Origin of the sequence: Klebsiella sp. GG_Kp173 (genome assembly GCF_040062415.1) — a bacterium.
Lineage (GTDB): Bacteria > Pseudomonadota > Gammaproteobacteria > Enterobacterales > Enterobacteriaceae > Klebsiella > Klebsiella quasipneumoniae.
Map to the genome: position 1 here is coordinate 16,572 of NZ_JBEAFZ010000012.1, position 26,985 is coordinate 43,556.

The 26,985-nt window shown below is 59.7% G+C and carries 20 protein-coding genes and 1 pseudogene; 8 read left to right on the top strand and 13 right to left on the bottom strand.

Annotated features, from left to right (window positions below):
* Nucleotides 1-38: 38 nt before the first annotated feature.
* The 4 genes from ABLU50_RS08745 to ABLU50_RS08760 form a co-directional block, all read right to left on the bottom strand.
* On the bottom strand, nucleotides 39-1,010 hold the full coding sequence (locus ABLU50_RS08745) for a TerC family protein (RefSeq protein ID WP_060656502.1): 972 nt from the start codon (nucleotides 1,008-1,010) through the stop codon (nucleotides 39-41).
* 272 nt (nucleotides 1,011-1,282) lie between these two features.
* Nucleotides 1,283-2,272 (bottom strand): Gfo/Idh/MocA family oxidoreductase, encoded by a 990-nt coding sequence (locus ABLU50_RS08750; protein WP_087833168.1) that lies wholly within the window; start codon nucleotides 2,270-2,272, stop codon nucleotides 1,283-1,285.
* A gap of 73 nt (nucleotides 2,273-2,345) precedes the next feature.
* On the bottom strand, nucleotides 2,346-2,846 hold the full coding sequence (locus ABLU50_RS08755; RefSeq protein WP_023319188.1) for a M48 family metallopeptidase: 501 nt from the start codon (nucleotides 2,844-2,846) through the stop codon (nucleotides 2,346-2,348).
* A gap of 19 nt (nucleotides 2,847-2,865) precedes the next feature.
* The gene (locus ABLU50_RS08760; protein ID WP_087833167.1) at nucleotides 2,866-3,468 is read right to left on the bottom strand and encodes an XRE family transcriptional regulator; all 603 of its coding nucleotides are present in this window, start codon (nucleotides 3,466-3,468) and stop codon (nucleotides 2,866-2,868) included.
* A 43-nt stretch (nucleotides 3,469-3,511) separates the two neighbouring features.
* Here ABLU50_RS08760 and ABLU50_RS08765 point away from each other — a divergent pair, with 43 nt between their 5' ends.
* On the top strand, nucleotides 3,512-4,219 hold the full coding sequence (locus ABLU50_RS08765; RefSeq protein ID WP_087833166.1) for a B3/4 domain-containing protein: 708 nt from the start codon (nucleotides 3,512-3,514) through the stop codon (nucleotides 4,217-4,219).
* A gap of 85 nt (nucleotides 4,220-4,304) precedes the next feature.
* The gene (gene rlmG / locus ABLU50_RS08770) at nucleotides 4,305-5,435 is read left to right on the top strand and encodes a 23S rRNA (guanine(1835)-N(2))-methyltransferase RlmG (RefSeq protein ID WP_087833165.1); all 1,131 of its coding nucleotides are present in this window, start codon (nucleotides 4,305-4,307) and stop codon (nucleotides 5,433-5,435) included.
* Nucleotides 5,436-5,542: 107 nt separating this feature from the next.
* Here the strand turns inward: rlmG and ABLU50_RS08775 are convergent, their stop codons facing one another.
* The 3 genes from ABLU50_RS08775 to lsrR all read right to left on the bottom strand — a co-directional run bounded on the left by ABLU50_RS08775 (nucleotide 5,543) and on the right by lsrR (nucleotide 10,469).
* Nucleotides 5,543-7,564, bottom strand: coding sequence for an NADPH-dependent 2,4-dienoyl-CoA reductase (locus ABLU50_RS08775; RefSeq protein ID WP_087833164.1), 2,022 nt, complete (start codon nucleotides 7,562-7,564; stop codon nucleotides 5,543-5,545).
* 297 nt (nucleotides 7,565-7,861) lie between these two features.
* Entirely contained in the window at nucleotides 7,862-9,460 is a 1,599-nt protein-coding gene (gene lsrK, locus ABLU50_RS08780) for an autoinducer-2 kinase (RefSeq protein ID WP_087833163.1), read from the bottom strand.
* Nucleotides 9,461-9,497: 37 nt separating this feature from the next.
* Nucleotides 9,498-10,469, bottom strand: a complete 972-nt coding sequence (gene lsrR, locus ABLU50_RS08785) for a transcriptional regulator LsrR (protein WP_004206105.1) — start codon at nucleotides 10,467-10,469, stop codon at nucleotides 9,498-9,500.
* Nucleotides 10,470-10,687: 218 nt separating this feature from the next.
* Between lsrR and lsrA the strand changes: the two genes are divergently transcribed.
* Genes lsrA through lsrG form a run of 6 tightly spaced genes read left to right on the top strand, consistent with a single transcriptional unit; the run spans nucleotide 10,688 to nucleotide 16,413 of the window.
* Nucleotides 10,688-12,175 carry an autoinducer 2 ABC transporter ATP-binding protein LsrA gene (gene lsrA / locus ABLU50_RS08790; RefSeq protein ID WP_017900672.1) on the top strand — a complete coding sequence of 496 codons (1,488 nt, stop codon included), beginning with the start codon at nucleotides 10,688-10,690 and terminating at the stop codon, nucleotides 12,173-12,175.
* Nucleotides 12,172-13,206 carry an autoinducer 2 ABC transporter permease LsrC gene (gene lsrC, locus ABLU50_RS08795; RefSeq protein WP_004206103.1) on the top strand — a complete coding sequence of 345 codons (1,035 nt, stop codon included), beginning with the start codon at nucleotides 12,172-12,174 and terminating at the stop codon, nucleotides 13,204-13,206. The genes lsrA and lsrC overlap by 4 nt, the downstream gene beginning before the upstream one ends.
* On the top strand, nucleotides 13,207-14,211 hold the full coding sequence (gene lsrD, locus ABLU50_RS08800; RefSeq protein ID WP_004206102.1) for an autoinducer 2 ABC transporter permease LsrD: 1,005 nt from the start codon (nucleotides 13,207-13,209) through the stop codon (nucleotides 14,209-14,211).
* Nucleotides 14,208-15,221, top strand: a complete 1,014-nt coding sequence (gene lsrB, locus ABLU50_RS08805; RefSeq protein ID WP_004206101.1) for an autoinducer 2 ABC transporter substrate-binding protein LsrB — start codon at nucleotides 14,208-14,210, stop codon at nucleotides 15,219-15,221. The genes lsrD and lsrB overlap by 4 nt, the downstream gene beginning before the upstream one ends.
* A gap of 11 nt (nucleotides 15,222-15,232) precedes the next feature.
* Nucleotides 15,233-16,120 carry a 3-hydroxy-5-phosphonooxypentane-2,4-dione thiolase gene (gene lsrF, locus ABLU50_RS08810; RefSeq protein WP_004206100.1) on the top strand — a complete coding sequence of 296 codons (888 nt, stop codon included), beginning with the start codon at nucleotides 15,233-15,235 and terminating at the stop codon, nucleotides 16,118-16,120.
* Nucleotides 16,117-16,413 (top strand): (4S)-4-hydroxy-5-phosphonooxypentane-2,3-dione isomerase, encoded by a 297-nt coding sequence (gene lsrG / locus ABLU50_RS08815; RefSeq protein WP_004181386.1) that lies wholly within the window; start codon nucleotides 16,117-16,119, stop codon nucleotides 16,411-16,413. The genes lsrF and lsrG overlap by 4 nt, the downstream gene beginning before the upstream one ends.
* A gap of 101 nt (nucleotides 16,414-16,514) precedes the next feature.
* Here lsrG and ygjK read toward each other — a convergent pair.
* The 6 genes and pseudogenes from ygjK to ebgA form a co-directional block, all read right to left on the bottom strand.
* Nucleotides 16,515-18,866 (bottom strand): annotated as a pseudogene (ygjK, locus tag ABLU50_RS08820) (alpha-glucosidase).
* A gap of 17 nt (nucleotides 18,867-18,883) precedes the next feature.
* Nucleotides 18,884-19,942, bottom strand: coding sequence for a protein YgjJ (ygjJ, locus tag ABLU50_RS08825; RefSeq protein WP_048295617.1), 1,059 nt, complete (start codon nucleotides 19,940-19,942; stop codon nucleotides 18,884-18,886).
* A gap of 13 nt (nucleotides 19,943-19,955) precedes the next feature.
* Nucleotides 19,956-21,389 carry an amino acid permease gene (locus ABLU50_RS08830; RefSeq protein WP_017899717.1) on the bottom strand — a complete coding sequence of 478 codons (1,434 nt, stop codon included), beginning with the start codon at nucleotides 21,387-21,389 and terminating at the stop codon, nucleotides 19,956-19,958.
* A 229-nt stretch (nucleotides 21,390-21,618) separates the two neighbouring features.
* A complete protein-coding gene (locus ABLU50_RS08835) occupies nucleotides 21,619-23,052 on the bottom strand; it encodes an amino acid permease (protein ID WP_062914466.1) in 1,434 nt (477 codons plus the stop codon).
* Between the two features lie 94 nt (nucleotides 23,053-23,146).
* Nucleotides 23,147-23,596, bottom strand: coding sequence for a beta-galactosidase subunit beta (locus tag ABLU50_RS08840; RefSeq protein ID WP_004900777.1), 450 nt, complete (start codon nucleotides 23,594-23,596; stop codon nucleotides 23,147-23,149).
* Nucleotides 23,593-26,685, bottom strand: coding sequence for a beta-galactosidase subunit alpha (gene ebgA, locus ABLU50_RS08845; protein WP_087833161.1), 3,093 nt, complete (start codon nucleotides 26,683-26,685; stop codon nucleotides 23,593-23,595). The genes ABLU50_RS08840 and ebgA overlap by 4 nt, the downstream gene beginning before the upstream one ends.
* Nucleotides 26,686-26,985: the final 300 nt, after the last annotated feature.

Genomic DNA, 26,985 nt, shown 5'->3' on the forward strand with positions numbered 1-26,985 from the left:
CCGCGCCGCCAGCGGGAGCCGACGGCGCGCCAGGCAGGTTATTCAGGCAGTTTGCGCTGCTTGTCGTGCTGCTTGTTGACCCAGGCGTTAATCAACAGCGTGACGGTCAGGATGCCGCCCACGACCCCCAGCGAGATGGCGACCGGGATATGGTAGAAGTCGACGATCAGCATCTTCACGCCAATAAACACCAGGATCACCGACAGGCCATATTTGAGCATCGAGAAGCGCTCAGCGACCCCCGCCAGCAGGAAGTACATGGCGCGCAGGCCGAGAATGGCAAACAGGTTCGAGGTCAGCACGATAAACGGGTCGGTGGTGACCGCGAAGATCGCCGGGATACTGTCGACGGCGAATATCACATCGCTCAGCTCGACCAGAATCAACACCAGCAGCAGCGGCGTGGCGAACAGCACCCCATTTTTACGGGTGAAGAAGCGCTCGCTCTCGATTTTATCGGTCATTCGCAGATGGCTGCGGATCCAGCGCACCAGCGGTTTGTCGCCGATGCCGGAATCGTCCTCTTTCGCCAGCGCCATCTTCACGCCGGTAAACAGCAGGAAGGCGCCGAAGACGTACAACAGCCAGTCGAACTGGGAGATAAGCCAGCTGCCGGCGAAGATCATAATGGTGCGCAGAACAATCGCCCCGAGGACGCCATACACCAGCACCCGGCGCTGCAGAGCAGGCGGCACGGCGAAGTAGCTGAACAGCATCAGCCAGACGAAGACGTTATCGACCGCCAGCGCTTTTTCAATCAGATAGCCGGTGAGGAAGGCCAGGGCCTGCGGATCGGCGACGGCGCGGCCCTGGGTTTGCACCAGATACCACCAGAACGCGGCGTTGAACAACAGAGAAAGTGTGACCCAGAGGATAGACCAGCCAGCGGCCTGCTTTATGGTCATGCTATGCGAACCGCGTCGTCCCTGAAGCAGCAGGTCGATCGCCAACATGATCGCGACGACGACAGCGAATCCACCCCATAGCAACGGCGTGCCGACAGTATTCATTTGATATTCCTTACATAAAAACAAAAACGGCTGACGTCGGAAGACGGCAGCCGCTGCGCTTTTATGCATAGACCTCGCCTTCCGGCAAGGTCTCACTTACAACAACCAAAGTTCATCGCGATGGGCTTTGGTGATTGCCCGGCGACCGGATGCGGTATTACACGCATCGTAATGACGATCGGCCGGCAAGGAAGTTACTCCCCTTTGCTCGTAACAAAATATGTCACGAGGCGGTTTTCGTCAATGGCGGCCAGACGGGCCTTTACACTCTTTTACGCCAGCGGCTGCGTATCGGCCGGGAAGATCACCCCGGTCTGGCGACGAATTTCGCTCGACAGTTTCGCCGTGATACGGCTCACAGACAGGCCCGGATGGTCGACATCCTCTGTTTCCACCAGCCGCGCGAAGGTCTCCGCCTCATACAGCATAGTATTGATATGCTGCGGCTGCGTCAGGTCCTGGGCTTTGCCGCCGCGCGGCACAAACGCCAGCTTCTGGCACTCGGAGATTTTTTCGATCACCAGTACCCCCTCTTCCCCCTGAATTTCGCTGGGGATCGCCGAGTCGCTCACCTTGGAGTGATGCAGCGTCACGTCGAAGTCGTCATAGCTCAGCACCACGGTGCCCTGGGCGTCCACGCCGCTGTCCAGCAGGCTGGCGGTGGCATGAACGGCCCGCGGTTCGCCCCACAGCGCCACAGCGGACGCCAGGCAATAGAAGCCGATATCCATAATCGAACCGTTGGAGAACGCCGGATTAAAGGTGTTGGGGTTTTCGCCGTCGAGGTAGCGCTGGTAGCGCGAAGAGTACTGGCAGTAGTTAATGAAGGCTTTACGCAGTTTACCCACTTTGCCGAGGGTTTCCTTCAGCAGCAGAAAGTTGGGCAGGCTGGCGGTTTTGAAGGCTTCAAACAGCACCACGTGGTTGGCTTTCGCCACCGCGATGGCCGCCTCGACCTCCTGTAGATTCGACGCCAGCGGTTTTTCGCAAATGACGTGCTTCTTGTGGCTCAGGAACAGCCGCGTCTGCGGGAAGTGCAGGGAGTTCGGGCTGGCGATATACACCGCATCAATGGCGTCGCTTTGCGCCAGCGCCTCCAGCGAGGTATACAGATGCTCGACCGGATAGTCATTGGCGAAGGCTTGCGCCTGTTCGAGGCTGCGGGAGTAGATGGCGGTAAGTTTATATTTGCCGGTTTCATGGGCGGCATCGACAAACTGCTTAGTGATCCAGTTTGTGCCAACAACTGCGAAACGTATCATAAACGGTGACGAACTCCATTAAAGGGAACCTGTCGCCACTCTATCATGCCCCCATGACAAAACCAGTGCGTGACTACGCAGAACGCTTCAACGAAAGGTGCGTCAGCCACAGGCGGGTGTCGAACTCCAGCTGGTGGTATTGCGGCTCCATATGGCAGCACAGCTGATAGAAAGCCTTGTTGTGATCCTTCTCTTTCAGATGCGCCAGCTCATGAACCACGATCATGCGCAGAAAGGCCTCCGGCGCGTCGCGAAATACCGTCGCCACGCGGATCTCCGCTTTGGCTTTCAGCTTGCCGCCCTGAACGCGGGAAATGGCGGTATGCAGGCCGAGCGCATTGTTCAGCACGTGGATCTTACTGTCATACATCACTTTGTTGATCGGCGCCGCGCCGCGCAGAAAGCGGTTTTTCAAGTCCTGGGTGTACTGATATAGCGCTTTATCGCTGTTAACGTCGTGCCCTTGCGGATAGCGCTTTTGCAGCACCTCGCCGAGGCGGTCTTGCTCGATTAACGTGGTCACCTGCGCCAGCAGAGATTCAGGATAGCCCTGTAAATAAATGAGTTTTGTCATCGTCTTATCATTACGTCTGTCAGGAGGGCAGTTCAGCCACGGTCATGGTAAAGACCAGCGGCGCGGTACCCTCATTGCGGTAACCGTGCTCTATTTCGGTGCGGGCCACCGCGGATTCTCCGACCGCCACCGTGCGGCAGGTCTCGCCAAGCGTCAGCGTCAGCGCGCCGGCTTCCACGTGCAGCAGCTCGAAGGTCGTCGCCGGGTGGCCGGGCGAGGTAAAGGCTTCGCCGGGCTGCATCTCCCAGCGCCACAGCTCAATCATATTCGGCCCGGCGGTGCCGGCGAGAAGCCTGGCGCTGCCTCCCTGCGGGCCTTGCCAGAGGGTGGGGATCTGCTCGGCGGGAATAATATGCAACGCGGGTTCGCTTGCCACATTGACAATATCCGCCACCGATACGCCCAGCGCGGCGGCGAGTTTGCAGAGGATCGCAATGCTGGGGTTGGCGGCCTCTTTTTCCATCTCGACCAGCATACCTTTGCTGATGCTGGCCCGGCGCGATAGCTCGTCCAGCGACATTTTTTTCGATTTACGGTAGGCCTTCAGCCGCGTGGCGACGGCGCGACTTACCTGGTCGACATCAGATCCTGAATCGGTCGTTATATTGACTTTTACGTTCATTGGTCACTATGATGAAACAAATTGGTCATTACAGGATTATCGAATGCGTAGCGTAACGCCGTCAATCGAATCTGCGGTCAGCCGCCTGGCGCCGGGCTTTCGGGCATTAAGTATTGTGGTGGAGAGTGCGCCGGTGGCCAACCCCTCCATCGCGGAGCAGGCGCTGGCCGAGGCCTGCCAGGCGGTGCAGCAGGATGATGTGCCCTGGGCGCAAGCGCACCTGGCGGCATGGGATGAAGCCTTCAGCGCCTTCGGCGCGAAGGCGAAACGTACCCCCTGTTCGGCGCAGGCGCTGCGCAAGCGGGTGCGGAAAGAGGGGAGCCTGCCAGCCATCGATCCGGTAGTGGATATCTACAACGCGATCAGCATTCGCTATGCCGTCCCGGTCGGTGGGGAAAATCTGGCCGCCTATCGTGGCGAACCGCGGCTGGCCATTGCCCGCGGCGATGAGCCATTCGATACGCTAAAATCGGCGGAGCCGGTGGTGGAATATCCGGAGCCGGGCGAAGTCATCTGGCGGGATGATATAGGCGTAACCTGCCGACGCTGGAACTGGCGACAGGGCGTACGTACCCGGCTGGACAGCGGCGCGCAGACGATGTGGTTTATTCTCGAAAGCCTGCCGGCGATGCCGTTGTCGGCCCTGCAAGAGGCGGGAGAGCGGCTGGTAGGCTATCTGCAGCAGCTGATGCCCGGTGCCCGCGCGTCGATAACGCTGCTGCAAGCCGATGACGAGGGCGATCTACGCTGAGCGGCGATGATCAGCGATCTCTCTTCAACTGGACAGGATTTGCGTATAAACTCGCGGGTTTTACTATTCCGGAGGCGGAGAGGCGATGAGCCAGGCAGAGTTAAACGGTGAGTTATTCACATTAGAGCGGTTCCCACCTAACGCTGAAGAAGAAGCGCTTCAGGCGTGGGAAGCGGCGGATGAATATCTGCTGCAACAGGTGAATGACGTCGACGGCCTGACGCTCATCTTCAACGACGGCTTCGGCGCGCTCGCCTGCGCGCTGGCGGAGCGCAACCCTGTCAGCATCAACGATTCCTTTATTTCCGAGCTGGCGACCCGCCACAACCTGCGGATGAACGGCATTGATGAAGAGAGTGTGCGCTTTCAGGATAGCCTGAGCCCGCTGCCGGCCGCGCCGGCGCTGGTGCTGATTAAGGTGCCAAAGCAGCTGGCGCTGCTGGAACAGCAGCTGCGCGCCCTGCGCCAAGTGGTGACGCCGGAAACCCGTATTATCGCCGCGGCGAAAGCCCGCGATGTGCATAACTCGACGCTGGCGCTGTTTGAAAAAATTCTCGGTACCACCACCACCTCGCTGGCATGGAAAAAAGCGCGTCTGATCCACTGCGTTTTCACCGCCCCTGAGCTGGCCGATGCGCCGCAAACCTACAGCTGGAAGCTGGACGGCACGCCGTGGACCATCCAGAACCATGCCAACGTTTTTGCCCGCAGCGGTCTGGATATCGGCGCGCGCTTCTTCCTGCAGCATTTACCGTCTAATTTAGAAGGCGAGATCGCCGATCTCGGCTGCGGCAACGGGGTGATTGGCCTGCAGGCGCTGGCGCAGAACCCGAACGCGCGGGTCATGTTCACCGATGAGTCGCACATGGCGGTGGCTTCCAGCCGGTTGAACGTCGAGCACAACCTGCCGGACGATATCGACCGCTGTGAATTTATGGTCAACAACTCGCTCTCCGGCATTGAGCCGGACCGCTTTACGGCGATCCTGTGCAATCCGCCGTTCCATCAGCAGCACGCCATTACCGACCATATTGCCTGGCAGATGTTTAACGACGCCCGCCGCAGCCTGAAATACGGCGGCGAGCTGTACGTCGTCGGCAACCGCCACCTCGATTACTTCCGTAAGCTGAAGCGCGCGTTTGGTAATTGCACGACGATTGCGACGAACAATAAGTTCGTCATTTTGAAAGCGACCAAGGTGCGTAAGCAGCGCTGATTCGTGTTGCTGTTTCCCCGGCTACCGGCTGACGCCTTCGCCGGGCTAGCGTGCGGGATTATCGTGGTAGCCCGGGGAAGGCGCATCGCGCCGCCCCCGGGACACGGCTAAATCGTCAGCGCCAGCTTCGTGCCCTGGGCAATCGCCCGGCGCGCATCCAGCTCCGCCGCCACGTCGCAGCCGCCGATCAAATGCACCGTTTTCCCTGCCGCGCGCAGCGGTTCCGCCAGCTCGCGGCGTGGCTCCTGACCGGCGCAGACAATCACATGATCCACCGCCAGCAGCTGGCGTTCGCCGCCGATAGTCACATGTAACCCCTCATCATCGATCTTCTCATAGCTGACCGCCGGGATCATTTTCACGCCGCGCGCCAGCAGCGTCGCGCGATGGATCCAGCCGGTGGTTTTGCCGAGCCCTTCGCCCGGTTTGCTCGCTTTGCGCTGCAGCATCACAATTTGTCGCGGGCTTTTACTCAGCTGCGGGCCCTCAGGGCTCAGCCCTCCCGCCGTTTGCAGGCTGGTATCGATACCCCATTCGCGACAGAACTCGCCGATATCCTGGCTGGTGGCCACGCCCGACTGACTTAGGTACATCGCGGTGTCGAAGCCGATGCCGCCGCAGCCGATGATCGCCACCTTCGCGCCAACCGGCGCTTTGTCGCGCAAGACATCCAGGTAGCTGAGCACCTTGGGATGATCGATCCCGGCGATCGCCGGCAGGCGCGGGGCGATACCGGTGGCGAGGATCGTCTCATCGAACGCCAGCAGATCGTCTGCCGTAACGCGGGTGTTCAGGCGCAGATCGACACCGTTAAGATCGAGCATGGTGCGGTAGTAACGCAGCGTCTCGTGGAACTCCTCTTTGCCAGGGATCTGTTTGGCGATATTAAACTGGCCGCCGATCTCCGGCAGCGCATCGAACAACGTGACCTGATGGCCACGGGCGGCGGCGTTAACGGCAAAGGCCAGACCGGCCGGCCCGGCGCCGACCACCGCCAGCCGTTTAGGCGCGTTGGCAGGCAGGACCGGCATCAGGGTTTCATGACAGGCGCGCGGGTTGACCAGACAGGAGGTGACTTTGCCGACGAAGATCCGATCGAGACACGCCTGGTTGCAGCCGATGCAGGTGTTGATCTGATCGGCACGATCGTGCTGCGCTTTTGACATAAATTCGGCGTCGGCGAGGAACGGGCGGGCCATCGATACCATATCGGCATCGCCGCGGGCGAGAATATCCTCCGCGACCTGCGGATCGTTGATGCGGTTGGTGGTGATCAGCGGGATCGACACCGCGCCTTTCAGCTTGCGGGTGACCCAGCTAAAGGCGCCGCGCGGTACCGGCGTGGCGATGGTTGGAATGCGCGCTTCGTGCCAGCCGATCCCGGTGTTGATGATGGTCGCTCCCGCCGCTTCAATCGCTTTGGCCAGTTCGGTGACTTCCGCCAGCGTGCTGCCGTCGTTGACCAGATCGAGCATCGACAGACGGTAGATGATAATGAAATCGTGGCCGGCGCGCTGGCGCACGGCCTTGACCACTTCAACGGCGAAACGCATACGGCGCGCGTAATCGCCGCCCCATTGATCGCTGCGCTGGTTGGTGCGCGCAGCGAGAAATTCGTTAATCAGATAGCCCTCAGAGCCCATCACCTCGACGCCGTCATAGCCTGCTTCCCGCGCGAGCTGGGCGCAGTGGGCAAAATCATCGATCAGCGTGAGGATCTCGTCGTGGCTCAGCTCATGAGGGGTGAACCGGTTAATCGGCGCCTGCAGAGGCGAGGGGGCGACCAGCGCGGGCTGGTAGCTGTAGCGCCCGGTGTGCAGGATCTGCAGGGCGATTTTACCGCCTTCCTGATGTACCGCGTCGGTGATCTGGCGATGATGCGCCAGGTGGCTGGCATCGTTGAGCACCGCGCCGCCGGCCATGGTCACGCCGGACGGGGCGGGAGCGATGCCGCCGGTGACGATCAGTGCCACGCCGTGACGCGCGCGCTCGGCGTAAAAGGCCGCTAACCGCTGCGCGCCGTCGGGCAGTTCTTCCAGACCGGTATGCATGGAGCCCATCAACACGCGGTTTTTAAGGGTGGTGAAGCCCAGCTCAAGCGGGGCGAAAAGCGACGGATAGCGGCTCATAATGGCTTCCAATGTAAAATTATTGTTATGTGGTCGGATGAGTTACTAATTTAGCCGTCGTGGAGAAAAAGGGAAAAGGGGAGTGCGGTGATTGTGATGGGATTCAAAGAACGGCGAAGCGTTGCCCCTCACCCCGGCCCTCTCCCAAAGGGAGAGGGAGAAAGGCGGACCAGCACTGGTACTCAGGCTTGCGCCAGACGGTTCCTTCTCCCTCCGGGAGAGGGTTAGGGTGAGGGCGAAGACGGGCACCGATATTCAGGCCTGCGCCGGACGGTTCCCTCTCCCACCGGGAGAGGGTTAGGGTGAGGGGGAAGACGCAACGCGCTGGCGGCGTTCCAGACCCGGCGCCTGCCACATCGATGTTGTCAGCCCGCTATCGACAAGACCAAGCTGATCGGCATACACCGACTGCCATTTACTCATCATCTCCTGATAAAGCTCGCGATGCTGCGGATTTGGGGTGAACTCGCGGTGCCAGCTCACTAACCGCTCTCCGGTGCTGGCCATATCGTCATACAGCCCGGCGCCAGCGCCGGCGGCAATGGCGCAGCCCAGAGCGGTGGCTTCGCGGACCACCGGCACCCGCACCGGCAGGCCGGTGACGTCGCTGAGGATCTGGCTCCACAGCGCGCCTTTAGAGCCGCCGCCGGCAAACACCAGGCTGTCGAATGTCACCCCGGAGAACTGCGAGATCTGCGCGAGGTTGCAGGCGGAGACAATCGCCGCGTTCTCTTCCAGGGCCCGGAACAGGGTGGCTTTATTGCACTTCTCCGGATCGATGGAGAGGTTAATAAACGATGGCGCAGCGTGGTACCACTGCTTAAAGTGCATGGCGTCGGAAAAAATAGGCATCACGCCGTGGGAACCGGCGGGTACGCGGCTGGCCATCTCCTCCAGCAGCGAATAGGCATCGACGCCGAGACGCTCGGCAATCAGCTTTTCTTCAGCGCAGAAGGCGTCGCGGAACCAGCGCATGGTCAGTCCGGTAAAGAAACTGATCGATTCCGCCTGCGCCATGCCGGGGATCACGTGAGGATTGACGCGGATATTCATCTGCGGGTCGGTGCGCACCTGCGGCAGATTGACCACCTGCTGCCAGAAAGTGCCGCCGAGTACCGCGCTTTGCCCGGCGCGTACCACCCCGAGCCCGAGGCAGCCGAGCTGCACGTCGCCGCCGCCCATCACCACCGGCGTCCCGACGCGCAGGCCGCTCTGCTGGGCTGCTGCTTCGGTGACGGCGCCCAGCAGCGTGCCGGTCTCTTTCACCGGCGAGAGCATATCGGCGCGCAGCCCGGCCATATCCAGCAGCGCCGGACGCCAGTCGCGGCTGAACAGATCGAGCATGCCGGTGGTGCCTGCGTTTGACGGGTCGACCGCCAGCTCGCCGGAAAGCTTCGCCGCCAGCCAGTCGCTGATCATGGTGATAGTCGCCGCCTTGCGGTAGATATCGGGACGATGGTGCGCCAGCCACAGCAGGCGTGGCATGGCGCTGAGCGCCAGCGTTTGCCCGGAGACCTCGTACACCTCGGATTCAAAACGATAGTCGTGGATCTCCTTAAGCTCCGCCACTTCGCGGCTGGCGCGGGCATCAACGTTGGCGCAGGCCCAGATGGCCTCGCCGTTGCGGTCATAGAGGACGATCCCTTCGCGCATCGAACAGCAGGCGACGGACTGAATATCGGCGGCAGAGAGCCGGGCGGCGTCGAGCGCCTGGCGAATGCACTGGCAGGCCAGCTGCCAGTTGGTGGTAAGGTCGAACTCCATCGAGCCGGGGACGTTATCGACGCTCAGGTGTTTCCATTCGGCCTGGCCCACCGCCAGCTGGCGGCCATTAAGATCGAAAATGACCGCCCGTATGCTGCCGGTCCCGGCATCTAACGCTAACAGGTAACTCATGACATGCGCCTCACTGTTGTCGCGCGGCGCCGGGCCGTCAGGAGGCCAGTGCGAGCACCGCGCGTGCTGTTGTCTCTTCCGTTACCAGGCCATTAATGCGCTTGCCAATCAGAGCGGCATGAATCGCCTGCGCTTTTTGTTCTCCCCCGGCGACGCCGACGATGGTCGGCAGCTGCGCCAGCTCATCAAGGGTCACGCCGAGCAGTTCCCGATGGATCTCCAGTCCTTCTACCGGCCGGCCGTCGGCCTGCAGGAAATAACCTAAAATGTCGCCGACCGCCCCTTTGCGGGCGTACATCAGCTGTTCGCCCTCGCTGATATAGCCGGAGCGCAGAATGGTCGCGTCGCGCCGCTGATCGATAGCGCCAATGCCAACCACCGCCGCGTCCGCCGCCGTCGCCGCCAGCATCACATCGCGCACGCTGGATTCGCGGCGCAGGATCTCAGCGACCTCCGCCGACGAGACCCGCAGCGGCGCCGGAATAATACTGACGCTGCAGGCGGCATCCAGTTGGCCGATGCCGGTCATATAGGGGCCGACGCCGCCGGAGAGAGTGACCAGTCGCACCTGCTGCGAGCCGATAAAGCCGCTGAGATGCTGCAGGCAGCTCATGGTGGCTTCGCCGAAGCCGACCGCCAGCAGCTGTCCCGGTTGCAGAATGCCCATCAGCGACTGCGCGGCACCGATCCCCAGCCGGGTATTCATCGGCGGGGTGTTGAGCGCCGGCAGCACACGGGCAATCTTGAGGCCAAAGCGCTGCTGGAGTTCACTTTCCAGCGCCAGACAGCCCTCATAGCGCGAGTTGATCTGCACGCGGATCACCCCGGACTGGCGGCCTTTCTCCAGCAGGCGGGAAATCTTCAGCCGCGGCAGCCCCAAACGCTCGCCGATGTCGTTTTGCGTCAGGCCGTCGTGGTAGTAACACCACGCCACCCGCGCCACCAGCTCTTCCTCGGCTAACGCCAGCCCGGCGTAGCGATGGTCTTCCGTAATGCGTTTTTCGCTCATAAATTGAACTCTTATAAAAATTTAGATCATATGTTCGCTATTGCGCGGCCGGAAAGTGTGAGCCGACTGGCAAAACGGATCTTTCATCTCTGGCCGCTTTTTTCCGGACGATCTGAAGCGCCAAACTGTGATCTTCGCACGGTTGTAAATATAGTTCACCGTCTACGCTTTTGAACATTATTAAATTTAAAAATCATTTGTTCAAACGAGGCGCGACGATGAAGCCACTGCTTGAAGCTCGCCAGATCCGCAAACAGTTCTCCGGCGTTGCCGTGCTGAAGGGCATCGACTTTACGCTATGCGCGGGCCAGGTGCATGCGCTGATGGGGGGCAACGGCGCGGGTAAATCGACGCTGATGAAGATCATCGCCGGCGTCGAAACCCCGGATAGCGGTGAACTGACGATCGGCGAACGCGCGTTTGCGCGCCTTAACCCGGCGCTGGCCCACCAGCTGGGCATCTATCTGGTGCCGCAGGAGCCAATGCTGTTTCCCAACCTCAGTGTGCGCGAGAACATTCTCTTTCGTCTGCCGAAGCGGGCGGATACCACCGCGCGGCTGCAGGAAAAACTGCAGCAGCTGAACTGCCAGATCAACCTCGATGCCAGCGCCAGCACGCTGGAAGTGGCCGATCAACAGATGGTCGAGATCCTGCGCGGGCTGATGCGCGAGGCGCGGATCCTGATCCTGGATGAACCCACCGCCTCTTTAACGCCGGGTGAAACCGAGAGACTGTTTAGCCAGATCCGCGCGTTACAGGCGCTGGACGTTGGGATCGTCTTTATCTCGCACAAACTGCCGGAAATCCGCCAGCTGGCCAGCCATGTGTCGGTGATGCGCGACGGGGCAGTGGTGCTCAGTGGCGAAACGGCGGGCTACGGCGACCAACAGCTTATCAGCGCCATGACGCCGGCCAGCCGCGACCATGCGCTGAGCGACACGCAAAAGCTGTGGCTGGCGCTACCGGGCAACCGCCGTACCCAGGCGCAGGATTTTCCCGTTCTGCGGGTGGAGGATCTCACTGGCGAAGGTTTTATCGATCTCAGTCTGGAGATCCGCGCCGGGGAGATCGTCGGCCTTGCCGGGCTGGTGGGATCCGGGCGCACCGAATTTGCCGAAACCTTATACGGCCTGCGTCCGCCGCGCGCCGGGAGGATCTGGCTGGAGAACCGCGAGATTAGTCAGGAGAGCACCCGCGCCAGGTTGGCCAGCGGGCTGGTCTATCTGCCGGAAGACCGCCAGGTCTCCGGGCTGTTTCTCGATGCGCCGGTGCGCTGGAACACGGTGATGTTCAATCAGCCGTCGTGGTGGCAGCAGGGGAAACGGGAGGCGGCGGTGGTCGAGCGCTATCACCGGGCGCTGGGGATCAAGCTGGCCGATGGCGACCAGCCGGTACGCACTCTCTCCGGCGGCAACCAGCAGAAGGTGCTGCTGGCGCGCTGTCTGGAAGCTAATCCGTTGCTGCTGATTGTCGATGAGCCGACGCGCGGCGTGGATGTCTCCGCCCGCGCCGATATCTATCAGCTGCTGAAAAGCGTCGCCGCGCAAAATGTGGCGGTGCTGATGATCTCTTCCGATGTGGAGGAGTTCGTCGGTCTGGCCGACCGGGTGCTGGTGATGCATCAGGGCCGCCACAGCGGCGAGCTGGCGCGGCAGGCGGTGACCGTCGATCGCATGATGACCCTGGCCTTCGGAGGGCAGGCATGAAAACGTTATTCAAGAATCGCGAACTGAGCGCCTTTTTTGCCATCGTGGCGCTGTTTGCCGTGCTGGTGGCGCTCAATCCGGCCTATTTCAGCCTGCAGACGCTGGCGATGATTTTCGCCAGCTCACAAATCCTGTGCCTGCTGGCGCTGGGGGCGACGCTGGTGATGCTGACCCGCAATATCGACGTGTCGGTGGGCTCCACCGTTGGCCTGAGCGCCATCGCCGTTGGGGTAGCGCTGAACAACGGCTACGGGCTGGCGACGGCGATCGCCTTCGCGCTGGCGATAGGCGCGCTGGCCGGGGCTTTTAACGGCCTGCTGGTGGTGGGGCTGCGCATTCCGGCGATCGTCGCGACGCTCGGCACGCTGGGGTTGTATCGCGGGGTGATGCTGTTGTGGACCGGAGGGAAATGGATCGAAGGCTTGCCCGACAGCCTGAAATCGCTCTCGGAGCCCGCGTTTATCGGCGTGTCGCCGCTGGGCTGGCTGGTGCTGGCGCTGCTGCTGGCGGGCGGCTGGCTGCTGTCGCGCACCGCCTCTGGACGTGATTTCTATGCCGTTGGCGATAACCTCGCCGCTGCCCGCCAGCTGGGCGTGGCGGTCAACCGCACGCGGATGCTGGCTTTTACCCTCAACGGTATGCTGGCGGCCTGCGCCGGGATCGTCTTCGCCGCGCAGATTGGCTTTGTGCCCAATCAGACCGGCAGCGGCCTGGAGATGAAAGCCATCGCCGCCTGCGTGCTGGGCGGAATATCGCTGCTCGGCGGCACCGGTACGCTGCTCGGCGCGTTTCTCGGCGCCTTTTTCCTCACCCAAATCGACACCGTGCTGGTGCTGTTCCGCCTTCCTGCCTGGTGGAATGACTTTATCGCCGGCCTGGTGCTGCTCGGGGTGCTGGTGCTTGATGGACGCCTGCGCCAGGCGCTGGCCCGCCATCAGCGGGCGCTGAAGTACAGTCGTTTCCAGCCCGGCAACAAAGGGGGCAAACAGGTTGCCCGCTTTCCCGAACGCAAAAGCAAAGAGGTGGCTTAAATGAAGCTGAAGCTTAACTGGGAAAGCGCGCTGCTGGCGTTATTAGTCGTGGAAATCCTGCTGTTCGGCGCGCTGAATCCGCGCATGCTGGATCTCAATATGCTGCTCTTTAGCACCAGCGACTTTATCTGCATCGGCATCGTCGCGCTGCCGCTGACGCTGGTGATTATCAGCGGCGGGATCGATATTTCGCTGGGCTCGACCATCGGACTGTGCGCCATCGCCCTCGGGGTGATGACCCAGGCGGGCTGGCCGCTGTGGCTGGCGGTGTCGCTGACGTTGCTGCTGGGGCTGCTGTGCGGGCTAATCAACGCCGCGCTGATCCACTACACCGGCATCAGCCCGTTGGTGATCACCCTCGGGACGCTGTATCTGTACGGCGGCGGCGCGCTGCTGCTTTCCGGCATGGCCGGCGCCACCGGTTATGAGGGGATCGGCGGCTTTCCCGACAGCTTCACCGCCTTCGCCAATTTAACTCTGGGCGGGCTGCCGCTGCCGCTGGTGCTGTTCGCGGGTATCACCTTTCTCTTCTGGCTGCTGGCCCATCGCGGGCGCTTTGGCCGCCACCTCTTTTTACTCGGGCAAAACCCGCGCGCCGCGCGCTATGCGGCGCTGTCGGTGAACGGCATCCCGTATGTGCTGTATGGCTTGGTCGGTATTGCCTCGGCGGTCGCGGCGCTGGTGATGGTCTCCTATTTCGGCTCGGCGCGTTCGGATTTAGGCCGTGACCTGTTGATGCCGGCGCTGACCGCGGCGGTGCTCGGTGGGGCCAATATTTACGGCGGCTCGGGATCGATACTGGGTACCGCGCTGGCGGCATTGCTGGTGGGGTATCTGCAACAGGGTTTACAGATGGTCGGCATCCCCAACCAGGTGTCGAGCGCGCTGTCAGGGGCGCTGTTGGTTGTGGTGGTGATGGGGCGTTCGCTGAGCCTGCACCGTGAATGGGTGCGCGCGACCTGGCGGCGTCTTTTCTCGCGTAAAACAATCGGAGCACAACAATGAAAACAAAACGTATCCTGCAGGTCAGCGCGCTGGCGCTGGCGATGAGCGTGGCAACCGCGCAAGCGGCGGACCGCATCGCCTTTATTCCTAAGCTGGTCGGCGTCGGCTTCTTTACCAGCGGCGGCAACGGCGCGAAAGAGGCGGGGAAAGCGCTGGGCGTGGATGTCACCTATGACGGCCCAACCGAGCCCAGCGTCTCCGGCCAGGTGCAGCTTATCAACAACTTCGTCAACCAGGGCTACAACGCGATTATCGTCTCAGCCGTCTCACCGGACGGCCTGTGTCCGGCGCTGAAGCGGGCGATGCAGCGCGGGGTGAAAGTCCTGACCTGGGATTCCGATACCAAGCCGGAGTGCCGCAGCATCTATATCAATCAGGGCACGCCGCAGCAGCTCGGCGGCCTGCTGGTGGAGATGGCGGAAAAGCAGGTGACGAAGCCCGCTGCCAAAGTGGCTTTTTTCTACTCCAGCCCGACGGTGACCGACCAGAACCAGTGGGTGAAGGAAGCCAAAGCCAAAATCGAAAAAGAACATCCGCAGTGGCAAATCGTCACCACCCAGTTTGGCTATAACGATGCCACCAAATCGCTGCAAACTGCCGAGGGGATCTTAAAAGCGTATCCGGATCTCGACGCCATTATCGCGCCGGATGCCAATGCCCTGCCGGCGGCGGCGCAGGCGGCGGAGAACCTCAAGCGTCAGGGCGTGGCGATCGTCGGCTTTAGTACCCCCAATGTGATGCGCCCCTACGTGGAGCGCGGCACGGTGAAAGCCTTTGGCCTGTGGGATGTGGTTCAGCAGGGCAAAATTGCGGTTAACGTCGCCGATCGATTACTGAAAAAGGGCGATCTTAACGTCGGCGATAGCGTTGAGGTGAAAGATATCGGCTCGCTGAAGGTCGAACCGAACAGCGTGCAGGGCTACCAGTATGAGGCGAAGGGCAACGGTATCGTGTTGCTGCCGGAGCGCGTGGTGTTCAGCAAAGAGAACATCAATAACTACGACTTCTGACGGAGGATGAGATGGCTGATTTAGATGATATCAAAGAGGGCAAGGACTTCGGCCTCGACCGCCCGCAGCAGAACACGCTGTACACCCTGAAAGGCTGCGGCTCGCTGGACTGGGGCATGCAGTCGCGGCTGGCGCGCATTTTTAATCCGCACAGCAACCGTACGGTCATGCTGGCCTTCGACCACGGTTACTTCCAGGGGCCAACCACCGGGCTGGAGCGTATCGACCTGTCGATTGCGCCGCTGTTTGAGGAGACCGACGTGCTGATGTGCACCCGCGGCGTTTTGCGCAGCCAGGTACCGGCGGCGACCAATAAACCGGTGGTGCTGCGCGCCTCCGGCGGTAACTCGATTTTGAGTGAACTCTCCAACGAATGCGTGGCGGTGGCGATGGAGGACGCCCTGCGTCTCAACGTTTGCGCGGTGGCGGCGCAGGTCTATATCGGCAGCGAATACGAACATCAGTCGATCAATAACATCATCAAACTGGTGGACGCCGGCAACCGCTACGGTATGCCGGTACTGGCGGTCACTGGCGTCGGCAAAGAGATGGCCCGCGACGCCCGCTACTTCTCGCTGGCCAGCCGGATTGCCGCCGAAATGGGGGCGCAGTTTGTGAAGACTTATTTTGTTGAGGACGGTTTTGAGAAAGTGACCGCCAGCTGCCCGGTACCGATCGTCATCGCCGGGGGCAAAAAGCTGCCGGAGCATGAGGCGCTGGAGATGTGCTGGCGGGCGATCGACCAGGGGGCGTCCGGGGTGGATATGGGACGCAATATCTTCCAGTCCAGCGCCCCACGGGCGATGCTGAAGGCGGTGAAAAAGGTGGTGCATGAGAATCTGAACGCGCGCGAAGCGTACCAGTTCTGGCAGGAAGAGAAACAGGGAGAGCGGAAATGAACGTGACGCTGGTGGAGATCAATATCAAACCCGAGCGGGTCGATGAGTTTCTCGAGGTATTTCGCGCCAACCACGAAGGCGCGCTGCGGGAGCCGGGCAACCTGCGCTTTGATGTCCTGCAGGATCCAGAGGTGAAAACCCGCTTTTTTATCTACGAAGCCTATAAAGACGATGAGGCGGTGCTGGCGCATAAGAAGACGCCGCACTATTTAGCCTGCGTCGAAAAGCTGGAGGAGATGATGTCGCAGCCGCGGCAGAAGCGCAGCTTTATCGGCCTGCTGCCGCAGGTGTGAGACGAGCCCTCACCCCGACCCTCTCCCGAGGGGAGAGGGAGAAAAGCGGCTTCGAACGGTTCCCTCTCCCTGTGGGAGAGGGTTAGGGTGAGGGGAAAACGCTACGGCTTACGGAAAAACTCGTTATACAACATATATAAATGCGCCGCGCTCCACGAGAAGTTGGGCGCCCCCTGCTGGGCGCCAGTCAGCGGATTGTAGTTCTCCTGAATCGGGCCATCGGCGGTTAAGCCTTTGGCGTGCTGGAAGAAGGCGTCCGCCAGCTTCAGCGCCTCATCGCGATGACCGTAGCGCTCCATTCCCTTCAGGCCGAACCAGAACTGATCCACCCACACCCGTCCACGCCAGTAAATATCGGCGCCAAAGGCCGGGTTGGTCAGTGCGGCGGTGCCCAGCGGCACAAAGGTGTTGAACTCTTTCGGGTCGAGCATCACCGAAATCACATCGTCAGCATGTTGCTGCGTCGCCGCGCCGTTAAACAGCGGCGACCAGCCTTCCGGCCCTTTGCCGCGCTCGACGATCGGTTTACCGGCGCAGCCGTTGGCTAGCGGTTGTTCCTCGATACGAATGTCGTAATAGAAGCGGGTCTGCGGGTCGAACATGCAGGTATTGATATAATCCGCCAGCTTCGCCGCCAGCGCCTGATAGCGCTTTGCCTCTTCCGCTTTGCCAATAACGGTCGCCATCTGCGCCAGATAGTGGTTATCGCTGTACATATAGCTGGCCTGATCGACCGACTCCTGAAGCAGCGAATACCCCAGCAGGTTGCCGTCGCGGTCGCGGTTTTCGGCGAATTTGACCGTCCAGTCGCTGCGTTTGCCGCCGTTGGCGACATATTTATCCAGCTGTTCTTTATCGATAAAACCAAATACCGCCGCATCGTCTCGCCCGGATTCCCACGATGCCGCTACCTGCGCCGGGATTTCGAGGCTGTCGTAATCGCCTTTGGCCGTCACCTGCTCGTAGGCGCTGAGGCCGGAAAGCGTCTGCTCGGTTTGCCCTTTTTTCACCGTGAACAGCATGGCGCCGTCGGCAGTGTTGTGCGCCTTATCGCGGGTCGCGCCATATTCCGGCACGCCGTTACCGTTATGGTCGCGATTGCGCAGCCACCAGTCGTGATAGGCCACCAGCTTCGGATACATCTCTTCCAGCCACGCTTTATCTTTGGTGACGTTATACACCTCCATCACCGACCAGGCCGCGAGGCTTGGCTTAGTGTTGCGTTCGTTCCAGTTGCCGCCGTCGCCGCCGCGCTCGGGGCTCAGGTTCCAGGCAATCAGATCGGGCACAAAACCGGCATCCTGCGGACGCACCTTATCATTGGCTTTAATCTGCCAGGAGAAGACGGCGCGGATATTCTCTTTGGCGATATCCGGGTTGAAGTGGGCCATGGCGTAGGCTTACTTCCAGGTATCCCACGGCCAGGTCTGGTTGCCGGAGAACCAGCGGCCGGTCACGGATGGGGTGACGGTGTGGTAATGCACCGCGCCGCCCGGCGCGCGCCAGTTGCCGTTGAGCGTCTCAATGGCTTTCACCGCTACGCGAGTCTGTTCGGCGGTGGCGTCCGGATTAATGAGCCCTTTTTGCAGATAGCCGTCCCAGCGCTGTTCGGAGGCGGCGAGATAATACGCCGGGCGCGCCAGAATATCGCGGATTTGCGCTTTTTCCTGTCGCGCTTGCTCCGCGGTAAGTAGGTGCGAATAGGTAGTGTACAGGATGGTGGAGCCGCGGATCTCCGCGCTGCTGGTAAAGCGATGACCGTCGATACGGGTCTCGGTTACCAGCGAACGATGGATCTGATACTGCGATTCACCGGAAGTCATCAGGTCAGAGGCGGCGCGAACTTTGCCAAAGCTGACCGTCAGGCCGTCGGGCGTGGCGCTCAGGCGGCGCTGATAGCCCGGGAAAGCTTCATCAATGGTTTTGTCCGATAGCGCTTTACCCTCTTTGGCGGCCAGTTTGTCCAGCAGTTCGCCATCCCATACCAGCTTCAGCGGAGTGTTGCTGGTGATTTTGGTCTCCAGTAGCGAAGTGTGGGCGCTGGCGAAGCGCAGCGTCATCTCCACCTTCACGCCGGGGGCGGTCAGCGTTTGTTTCAGCGCGCCGGGCAGGCTCCAGGCCTGCAGGGTGAAATCGACTTTTTTGCCGTTCTGATACACCGTCAGGCGATCGAAGTTGGTGGCCATAAAGTTGATGTACTCTTCGGTCAGCAGCGCCGGGCCGGGGAAGCCGCCCATGGTCGCCGGGCCGTCGGGCAGCAGGTGGCCGTGCCACGCCCCGAGGTCGAAGAAGGGGTTGAAGCGCTGGTGGTCATCGGCGTCGAAATCCTGCATATACTGCGGCGTGCCGCTGCGGTCGATGACGTTTTTAAACGCCTGCGCGGTGACGGCGTGGGCGGAAAAACTCAGCATCAGCGCGCAGGCCAGCGGCGTCAGCGTAGTGGTGAGGTTCATGGTATCTCGGCTCCTTGTTACCAGTAGAAGTATTGCATCAGGAAAATTTTGTCGCTCGGGTCGCCGCTGGCGTTGCTGGTATAGAAACGGCTGTCGGCGGCGGTGGCGAAACGCCCGCCGCCGTATTCGTACCAGATGCCAAATTGCATAAACGCGGTGGTTTCATCAGCGGCGTGGTCCGGGCGGTGTTTGGCGTAGCTGTATGCGGTGGAGAAGTAGAGTCCGCTTAATGCTTCATACATGGCGCTGGCCATAAAGCCGGTTTCGCTGCCGGGAACATCCAGCCCTTTGGCGCGGCCGGTATGGTGCCAGGCGCGGAAGGCCAGATTGGGCGACAGAACGCCGGTCAGGAATAGCTGTCCGGTGCCGTCGGTCACTTCAAGGCCGTTCATCCAGGTGACATCTTTGACGATGTCGTACTGAACGTAGCCGTTGACCATTGCCGGGTAGGTGTACTTATCGTCATAGCGATCATATTTGCCGAAGTGCAGCCAGGCCTTGCTTTCATCGTGATGACCGGCCGGCGTGGCGGTGACGCTATAGCGGAAATCGCCGCTGCGGTTTTGTACTTTCAGCGCGTACATGATGTCGCGGGTATTGGGGATCACATAACCCAGATCGGGGGTAAAGTCGCCCCACCACTGCAGGTCGTCCAGCGACGAATCCTGGCGCAGGCTGAGCATGATCTCGGTGTTGTTATCGGTTTTATAGCCGCCATAGAGGCGGTTAAGGCCGCCTTCCACGCCGCCCCAGCTGTGGCCGGGCGTCCAGGCATTGCCCTGGCTATCGGCCTGTACCGTCCAGGCTTCGCCGTAAATCAGCCCGAACCAGTGGCCGTTTTTGACCTCCAGCCCGCCCTCGATATAGGTGCCATCGCTGTATCTATGTTTGTCCTCGCCTTCTAAATCCATGTATCCGCCAACCCCCAACTCGCCGTAAAAGCGATAGGAGGTGGTGGTTAATTCCGGCGTTTTGGTATCGTCGTGCTCGGCCGGATGGACGGTCTCCGCGGCCGCCGCAGGGGCGCAAAAAGCCAGGGCAACGAGTGCCCCGTATAAGTAAGAGTTAGTTTTCATTTTTTTAAGGTATTTAAGAGGTATGGGAAGCCGGAGCCGCTTCTATTTGTTGTTGTTCCTGTGTTAATCCTTTGACGTATCTGCTGTATTTCCACCACGCGAAGCCAAGGAAAATCACGATCCCGCCAACGTTGTAGAAAATAATGGTCAGGATGTTGCCGCCGGTTGGGAAGGTTGAGGCGACGAAACCGATGGCGAAAATCACAATTAGCATGGATACCACCACGATGCCGGTGGTACGCGAGCCCATGCGGAAATCGCGCGGCAGATGGTCGAGCTTGCGGCGCAGGTTGAGGTAGGCCAGCATGATGAACAGCGGCGGCAGCATGGAAGCGGCGGCGGTCATGTTGATGATGGTGTTCATCAGATCCTGCACGGTGTTGGATCCCAGCGTCGGGATGATCATCAGTGGAATAACGATCAGATACTGGATCCAGGCCGCGCGCGCCGGGACACCGTTCTCATTGAGCTCGACGGTTTTTTTACCAAAGATGCCGGAGGGAATTTCCGAGAAGAAAATCTTAACCGGAGTGGCGGTCCACATCAGTAGCGAGCCAAACATCGCGGTAAACGAAACGAGGCCGACGAAGCGGTTCATCAGCATTTCCGGCAGGCCAAAGTAAGCCGCCAGGCCGTGGAACACCTGCACCGATCCGCCGGTAAACTTCAGCTCTTTGCTGCTGACGAAGACGTTGATCAGCACGGAGGAGATCGAGTACAGCACGCCGATGAAGATCCCGGCGAGGATGATCACTTTAACGAAGGATTTCGAGCCGCCTTTCACATCGTTGACGTACACCGCCACCGATTCCGCGCCGCCCGCCGCCATAAAGATCCACGTGGTAATACCGAGGAACGCCCAGTTGAAGTTAGGGATCATCGCTTCGACGGTGATCGGATCCGCTGGCTGCACGCCGCCCACCAGTGCGGAACCGGCCAGCAGAATATAAGAGAGCGTCAGCAGCAGCATCAGCGATGAGGTGACGGAGGTGATAGGCCCCAGCATTTTCGCGCCGTTGGTGGAGATCCAGGTGGAGAAAGCGAACAGCGCCATGCTCAACACGGTAGTGGCGAACGGCGTCAGAATGTATTCGTAGCCGAGGAAGGCGTAAGAGGCATAGGCGATCACGCGCGGCAGCAGCGAGGTGAAGAAAAACAGGTTTACGAACCAGTAGGTATAGGCGGTGATAAACGCCCAACGGCCGCCGAGCGAACTCTTCACCCAGGCGTAAACCCCGGCCTCGGAGTTTTTATTCAGTGACACGAACTCGGCGATAATCAGGCAAAACGGAATGAAGTAGAACAGGGTAGCGAGGAAGAACATCGGCGCCGACGCCAGCCCCAGTTCGATATTGTTGTTGATGACGTTATTGAAACTGTAAACGGCGGCAAAGGTCAGCGATAACAGGCCGAACTTGCCGATGGTATTACGTTTAGTATCAGACATAACACATCTCCACACATTGTCCTTCAGAGGGTCGCTGAAGGGGGTTGTGTTGTTTGTAGGGTAGAGGTAGTTAAGAATTAATGTCGATTTTAGTAAAAGTTTTAGTAAATAGAAGTAAAGAAACCGAATAGCTTTAACTCGATCACGAAAAAGGTTGAGTAATACGTAATCAGGCGAGGGTTAAAAAAATCCCGCCAGCCGATGAGGGGCTGACGGGACAACAGGAATGTTATTTACCGGCGGCGGCAGCGTTAACCGGCGCCGCGGCGCGCAGACGTTGCTGCTTTTTTTCAAAGCGGGTGATCCACCACCACGCCAGGCCGGAGAAGACCGCGGTCATAAAGACGTTGATAAAGAAAGCGTTAACCAGATCGACGCCTGGCGGGAAGGCCGAAGCGGTCATGCTAACCACGAAAATCACTATCAGCATCGATACCACGCTCATGCCCACTTTCCTTGAGCCCATACGGAAATCGCGCGGCGTGTCATCGTGTTTCCAGCGGAAGACGAAGTAGGCGACCATGATGAACAGCGGCGGCAGCATGGCGGTACCGGCGGTGAGATTAATGGCGGTGTTCATCATCTGCTGCACGCTGGCGGAGCCGAAGCCGTTAACTATCAGCATCAGGAAGACGAACAGGAACTGCCACCAGGCGGCGCGTACCGGCACGCCGTGAGCGTTCAACTCGGTGGTTTTCTGGCCGTAGATACCTTTCGGGATTTCCGAGAAGTGGATTTTGACCGGCGCGGCGGTCCACATCATCATGCTGCCGAAGATGGCGATAAACAGAATGATGCCAACGAAGCGGCCCATCAGCGCTTCAGAAATGTGAAAGTAGGCGCCGAGACCGGTAAAGATTTCCACCATTCCGCCGGCGTAGGTCAGGTTCTCTCGGGCGACAAAGACGTTAACCAGCAGCGAACCTAAGGCATACATACCGCCAATCAGCACCCCGGCGGTGATGATGACTTTAATAAAGGATTTCTGCCCGCCCTTGGTGTCGTTGAGGTAGGCGGCAACGGTTTCCGCGCCGCCCGCGGCCTGGAAAATCCAGCACATAATACCGAGCGTCGCCCAGTTGATGGTCGGTTCCATCGCCGCCAGGGTAATCGGCTGCGCCGGGACGTGACCGGAACCCAGCGCGGTCAGCGCGCCGACGACGTAAATCGCGAACAAAGCGAACACGCCGTAGGCCACGCATTCGGAAATTTTACCCAGCCAGGTCGCCCCTTTGGTGGATATATGGGTAGCCATGGCGAACAGCACGATGGAGATAAGCGAGGTCACCATCGGCGAGAAGGGGATCGCGTAACCGGTGATCGCGTATGAGGCGTAGGCCACCACGTTCGGCAACAGCGAGAGGAAAAAGAACAGGTTCACAAACCAGTAGAGGAAGGAACCAAGATAGGCGGCGCGTGTGCCCAGCGGCTGCTTCAGCCACGCGTACATCCCGGATTCGGAGTGTTTATTGGCCGAGACGAATTCGGCGATGATAAACACGAACGGGATAAAGTAAACGATAGTGGCGAATAAGAAGATAGGCGCGGAACTGAGCCCTAACTCAATGTTGTTATTGACGATATTTCGCACGTTAAAGACGGCGGTAAAGGCCATCGATAACAGCGCGAACTTGCCGATTTTGGCACGTACAGCTTCGGACATACGTCCTCCAATCATTCATCTACCCGCCGCAGCGGGCTGGAACCGAAAGGCCAACGGGCGTACCCGTTGACCTCCCTTGTCGCTTAACGCGGGTTTACTTATTGAGGAAGTAGCCGTCTTCAACCGTGACTCGCAGCACCACTTTTTTTACCGGCGCATCGCAGATAAAGCGGTAGGCTTCGTCGATATCGCAAATCACCATCTGCCCTTCGTGAACCTTCACCGTTTCACCGATCCCTTTCAGGTATTCGCGATCGGTTTCGTCGCGGTAGCAGGCGACAGTTTGCAGATTTTCTTTGGCGGCAAACTCGATTTTCTGCTGCCCCTGCAGGTAATAGTGCACCTCAAAGTAGCGGCGGTTGCCAACAAAGAGCGCGTCGGTCGTACTATCGGTTTCCACTCGATAGGAGAGCGAATCGCCAATGGAATGCGCCACGCCCGGGCGGATGTTGTCGATGTTATTGATGGCTTCCACGCAGCGCTGCCATTTGCGGCCGCTATGATAAACCTGCTTAAACTGTTCTAAATTATCGAGAATTCTCATTGTTCAGCCTCGCTGTGTGCAACGGGGGAAAAGAAACCGGCGCCGAAGCTATGGTTCGCCAGTACCTGCGAGGTGCCGCATCCGCCCTCCAGCGGCAGCAGCGTAAAGCCATAGTTGAAGGTGTTGAGCCAGACGCGCCAGCTATCCAGCACTTCGCTGCCCCAGGAGTTGGAGCCGAGGCCGAGCAGTTGCGCATCGATATTCAGAGTGATGTCATCGCTGCGCTGTAGTTCGTTGCAGTGCTGGGCGGCGTGCAGGTTTTCCGCCGTATAATGCCAGGCGCTGATATTGAGCGGATTGCGCGGTACGACCAGCAGACCGCTGCCGTGGCGGTCGCTGAACGATGCCCAGCGCACGTGCTGACGGTTGCCGTTGTTCTGCGGGAACGGATAATTGACAAACATATCGTCGACGGTGGTATGCCAGATATCAATGATGTTGCTTTGCTGGCTGTCGGCGTAGTTCTCGCCCGGTCCGCGGCCATAGTAGTTCACCTGGTCGAACTCACCGTTAATGCCCAGCATAAAGCCGATGCACGGGACGATGTGCGGATAGTCGCCGTAGCGCTCGCCGGCCAGCTCAACGTTGATGTGGCCCTGTGGGGTAATCTGCCAGCGATAGGTACAACGCATACCGAAGTCGAACACCGGCGGCGCAATTACGCTGCGGGTGGTGATCACCACCGTTTCGCCCTCTATTTCGGCGCTGAATTCGCGCAGATGTTCCTGCATTATCTGCAGGTGGGCCGGCTGCCACAGTCCTTCGTATTCCTGTTTATGGTTATCAATCATGGGCTTGAAGAAATTGATCTTCGGCTCGCGGGTTACCTGGTCGACGCCGTTGACCTGCCATTCGCTCAGTTTGCCGCTGACCTTACTGAACACCACGCGGAAGTTATGGCCGCAGATGGTGTAGCTGAGGCGTTCATCGACAATCTGCAGCGGCGTGGCGCTGGCGTTTAACAGCGGGGTTCGCGCGGCGGTTCGCGCTTTAAGCGGGAACTGATAGACGGCGATATCGTGATTAGCTTCGCTATACGGGGTACGCGAATCTTTGGTCACCATGATGTTGACGAAAGCTTCACGCTCGTCGAGCTGCGGCAGGGCGATTTGCAGGTCGCGGCCGCTATTCGGCGCCAGGTCTTTCACTTTCAGCAGCTGACTGGAGAGCGTTTCGCCTTCGGCGCGCACTTCAACGCGCAGGGTGTAGTCATCGAGAGTGGAGAACCACAGTTTGTTTTCCACTCGCAGTTCGCCGCGGCAGATATCCCGCGCCTGTACTTTCACCGGGGCGATGACCTGTTTGTATTCGCGCAGGCCCGGCCCCGGCGTCTGGTCGGAGAAAATTAGACCATCGAGGCAGAAGTTGTAGTTGTTCGGGTAGTCGCCATAATCGCCGCCGAATTTGTACCACACCGCGCCGTTTTCGTCGGTGGCCTGAATACCGTGATCGCACCATTCCCACACGTAGTGGCCCTGGATGCAGTCGTGCTGGTAGAAGACGTTCTGGTATTCGGTTAATCCGCCGGGACCGTTGCCCATCGCATGGGCGTACTCACAGATAATGCGTGGTTTTTCATGCGGATGTTCGCCAAATTCGTTCATCAGCGGCACGCGGGTGTACATGGTGGAGATGATATCCACCACCTCGGCGTCGCGATCCTCTTCGTAGTGCACCAGCCGGGTATCATCCAGCGCTTTAGTGGCGTGGTACATGGCGCGGATGTTGCAGCCATAACCGGATTCGTTACCCAGCGACCAGATGACGATCGACGGATGGTTTTTCTGCGCGTGGACGTGGCGCACGATGCGCTCAACGTAGATGTGTTCCCAGGCCGGGTCGTTAGTGATGGCGCTGAGGTTGCCGACGTTGGCGAAACCGTGGGACTCCACGTCGGTTTCCGCCATCACGAACAGTCCGTAGATATCGCACATTTCATAGAAACGCGGGTCGTTCGGGTAGTGGGCGGTGCGAACCGAGTTGATGTTGTGCTGCTTCATCAGCAGCAGATCTTTTTCCACGCGATCCATGCCGACCGCGCGGCCTTTCAGATGATCGTTATCGTGGCGGTTTACGCCGTGCAGCATCACGTAGCGGTTATTGATATAGAACAGGCCGTCACGCACTTTGATATCGCGGAAACCGACGCGCTGCGGGATGATTTCCAGCACCTCGCCGGCGGCGTTCTTTAACGTCAGCACCAGATGATAGAGATACGGGCTTTCCGCCGACCACTGCTGCGGCGCGCTCACATCAATCGTGAAGCCGGTGTTCAGCTGCTGACTGACCTGCAGTTGACCGACGTTGCCCGAATAAAGTGCCTTTTCGCCGTCGAACAGGGTATATTCCAGCGTCGCCGCCGCCGTCTGCGGAGCCAGGTTTTCCAGCGTCAGCTGGCAGGAGAGGGTCGCGTCGATGTAGTCATCGTTAAAATCGGTGCGCACGGTGAAATCCTGCACGTGCAGCGGATTTTTCCCCACCAGATAGACGTCGCGGAAAATGCCCGCCGACCACCACATGTCCTGATCTTCAATATAGGTGGAGTCCGCCCACTGCATCACGCGCACGCACAGCAGGTTGTCGCCGGTTTTCACCGCCGCGCTGATATCGAACTCGGCGGTCAGGCGGCTGCCTTTGCTAAAGCCGATGTACTGGCCGTTAACGTAGACTTCGAAATAGGTTTCGACGCCATCGAATTTGATGATGGTTTGTTTGCCCTGCCAGCCGTCGCCGAGGGTGAACAGGCGCTGGTAGGCGCCGGTCGGGTTATCGGTCGGAACATACGGCACGTCGATGGGGAAGGGGAAACCTTCGTCGGTGTACTGCAGCTGACCGTGGCCCTCCATCTGCCACATACCCGGTACGGTAATCGGCCCCCACTCGTTCTGAAAGCACGAGGTAAAGCTCTCCGGTACCAGCAGCGGGTTGGTGAAAAAGCGGAAGTTCCACTGCCCGCTGAGAGACAGGAAGCGGCTGCTGGTTTCGCGGGCGAAGGTCCGCGCCTGGGCCAGTGAGTCGTAAGAGAAGAAATACGCCCGCGGCGGCAGCCTGTTTTCATGAGTGAGTTGAAGGTTTTCCCAGCGATTCATATCGCCTCCCTGAACGGCTTAATAAGATAAACCTCATTTTAGTAAAACTTTTACTAAATAAAATCGTCAGGGATGATTTACTTTAACTTGATCACAAAATGAGCCGCTTTATGCCGGGTGGCGGCTTCGCCTTACCCGGCCTACAGAGTGGCGTTCCGGCCAGGACCTGTAGCCCGGCCAGGCGAAGCGCCGCCGGGGAACTGGATGGGGGATGAAGCCGCTTTATGCCGGGTGGCGGTTTCGCCTTACCCGGCCTACAGAGTGGCGTTCCGGCCAGGACCGGTAGCCCGGCTAAGCGTA

What these genes read in the sequence shown, in the direction of transcription:
- ABLU50_RS08745 (WP_060656502.1), bottom strand. Translation starts at nt 1,010, where the DNA reads ATGAATACTGTCGGCACGCCGTTGCTATGGGGTGGATTCGCTGTCGTC.
- ABLU50_RS08750 (WP_087833168.1), bottom strand. Translation starts at nt 2,272, where the DNA reads ATGATACGTTTCGCAGTTGTTGGCACAAACTGGATCACTAAGCAGTTT.
- ABLU50_RS08755 (WP_023319188.1), bottom strand. Translation starts at nt 2,846, where the DNA reads ATGACAAAACTCATTTATTTACAGGGCTATCCTGAATCTCTGCTGGCG.
- ABLU50_RS08760 (WP_087833167.1), bottom strand. Translation starts at nt 3,468, where the DNA reads ATGAACGTAAAAGTCAATATAACGACCGATTCAGGATCTGATGTCGAC.
- ABLU50_RS08765 (WP_087833166.1), top strand. Translation starts at nt 3,512, where the DNA reads ATGCGTAGCGTAACGCCGTCAATCGAATCTGCGGTCAGCCGCCTGGCG.
- rlmG (WP_087833165.1), top strand. Translation starts at nt 4,305, where the DNA reads ATGAGCCAGGCAGAGTTAAACGGTGAGTTATTCACATTAGAGCGGTTC.
- ABLU50_RS08775 (WP_087833164.1), bottom strand. Translation starts at nt 7,564, where the DNA reads ATGAGCCGCTATCCGTCGCTTTTCGCCCCGCTTGAGCTGGGCTTCACC.
- lsrK (WP_087833163.1), bottom strand. Translation starts at nt 9,460, where the DNA reads ATGAGTTACCTGTTAGCGTTAGATGCCGGGACCGGCAGCATACGGGCG.
- lsrR (WP_004206105.1), bottom strand. Translation starts at nt 10,469, where the DNA reads ATGAGCGAAAAACGCATTACGGAAGACCATCGCTACGCCGGGCTGGCG.
- lsrA (WP_017900672.1), top strand. Translation starts at nt 10,688, where the DNA reads ATGAAGCCACTGCTTGAAGCTCGCCAGATCCGCAAACAGTTCTCCGGC.
- lsrC (WP_004206103.1), top strand. Translation starts at nt 12,172, where the DNA reads ATGAAAACGTTATTCAAGAATCGCGAACTGAGCGCCTTTTTTGCCATC.
- lsrD (WP_004206102.1), top strand. Translation starts at nt 13,207, where the DNA reads ATGAAGCTGAAGCTTAACTGGGAAAGCGCGCTGCTGGCGTTATTAGTC.
- lsrB (WP_004206101.1), top strand. Translation starts at nt 14,208, where the DNA reads ATGAAAACAAAACGTATCCTGCAGGTCAGCGCGCTGGCGCTGGCGATG.
- lsrF (WP_004206100.1), top strand. Translation starts at nt 15,233, where the DNA reads ATGGCTGATTTAGATGATATCAAAGAGGGCAAGGACTTCGGCCTCGAC.
- lsrG (WP_004181386.1), top strand. Translation starts at nt 16,117, where the DNA reads ATGAACGTGACGCTGGTGGAGATCAATATCAAACCCGAGCGGGTCGAT.
- ygjJ (WP_048295617.1), bottom strand. Translation starts at nt 19,942, where the DNA reads ATGAAAACTAACTCTTACTTATACGGGGCACTCGTTGCCCTGGCTTTT.
- ABLU50_RS08830 (WP_017899717.1), bottom strand. Translation starts at nt 21,389, where the DNA reads ATGTCTGATACTAAACGTAATACCATCGGCAAGTTCGGCCTGTTATCG.
- ABLU50_RS08835 (WP_062914466.1), bottom strand. Translation starts at nt 23,052, where the DNA reads ATGTCCGAAGCTGTACGTGCCAAAATCGGCAAGTTCGCGCTGTTATCG.
- ABLU50_RS08840 (WP_004900777.1), bottom strand. Translation starts at nt 23,596, where the DNA reads ATGAGAATTCTCGATAATTTAGAACAGTTTAAGCAGGTTTATCATAGC.
- ebgA (WP_087833161.1), bottom strand. Translation starts at nt 26,685, where the DNA reads ATGAATCGCTGGGAAAACCTTCAACTCACTCATGAAAACAGGCTGCCG.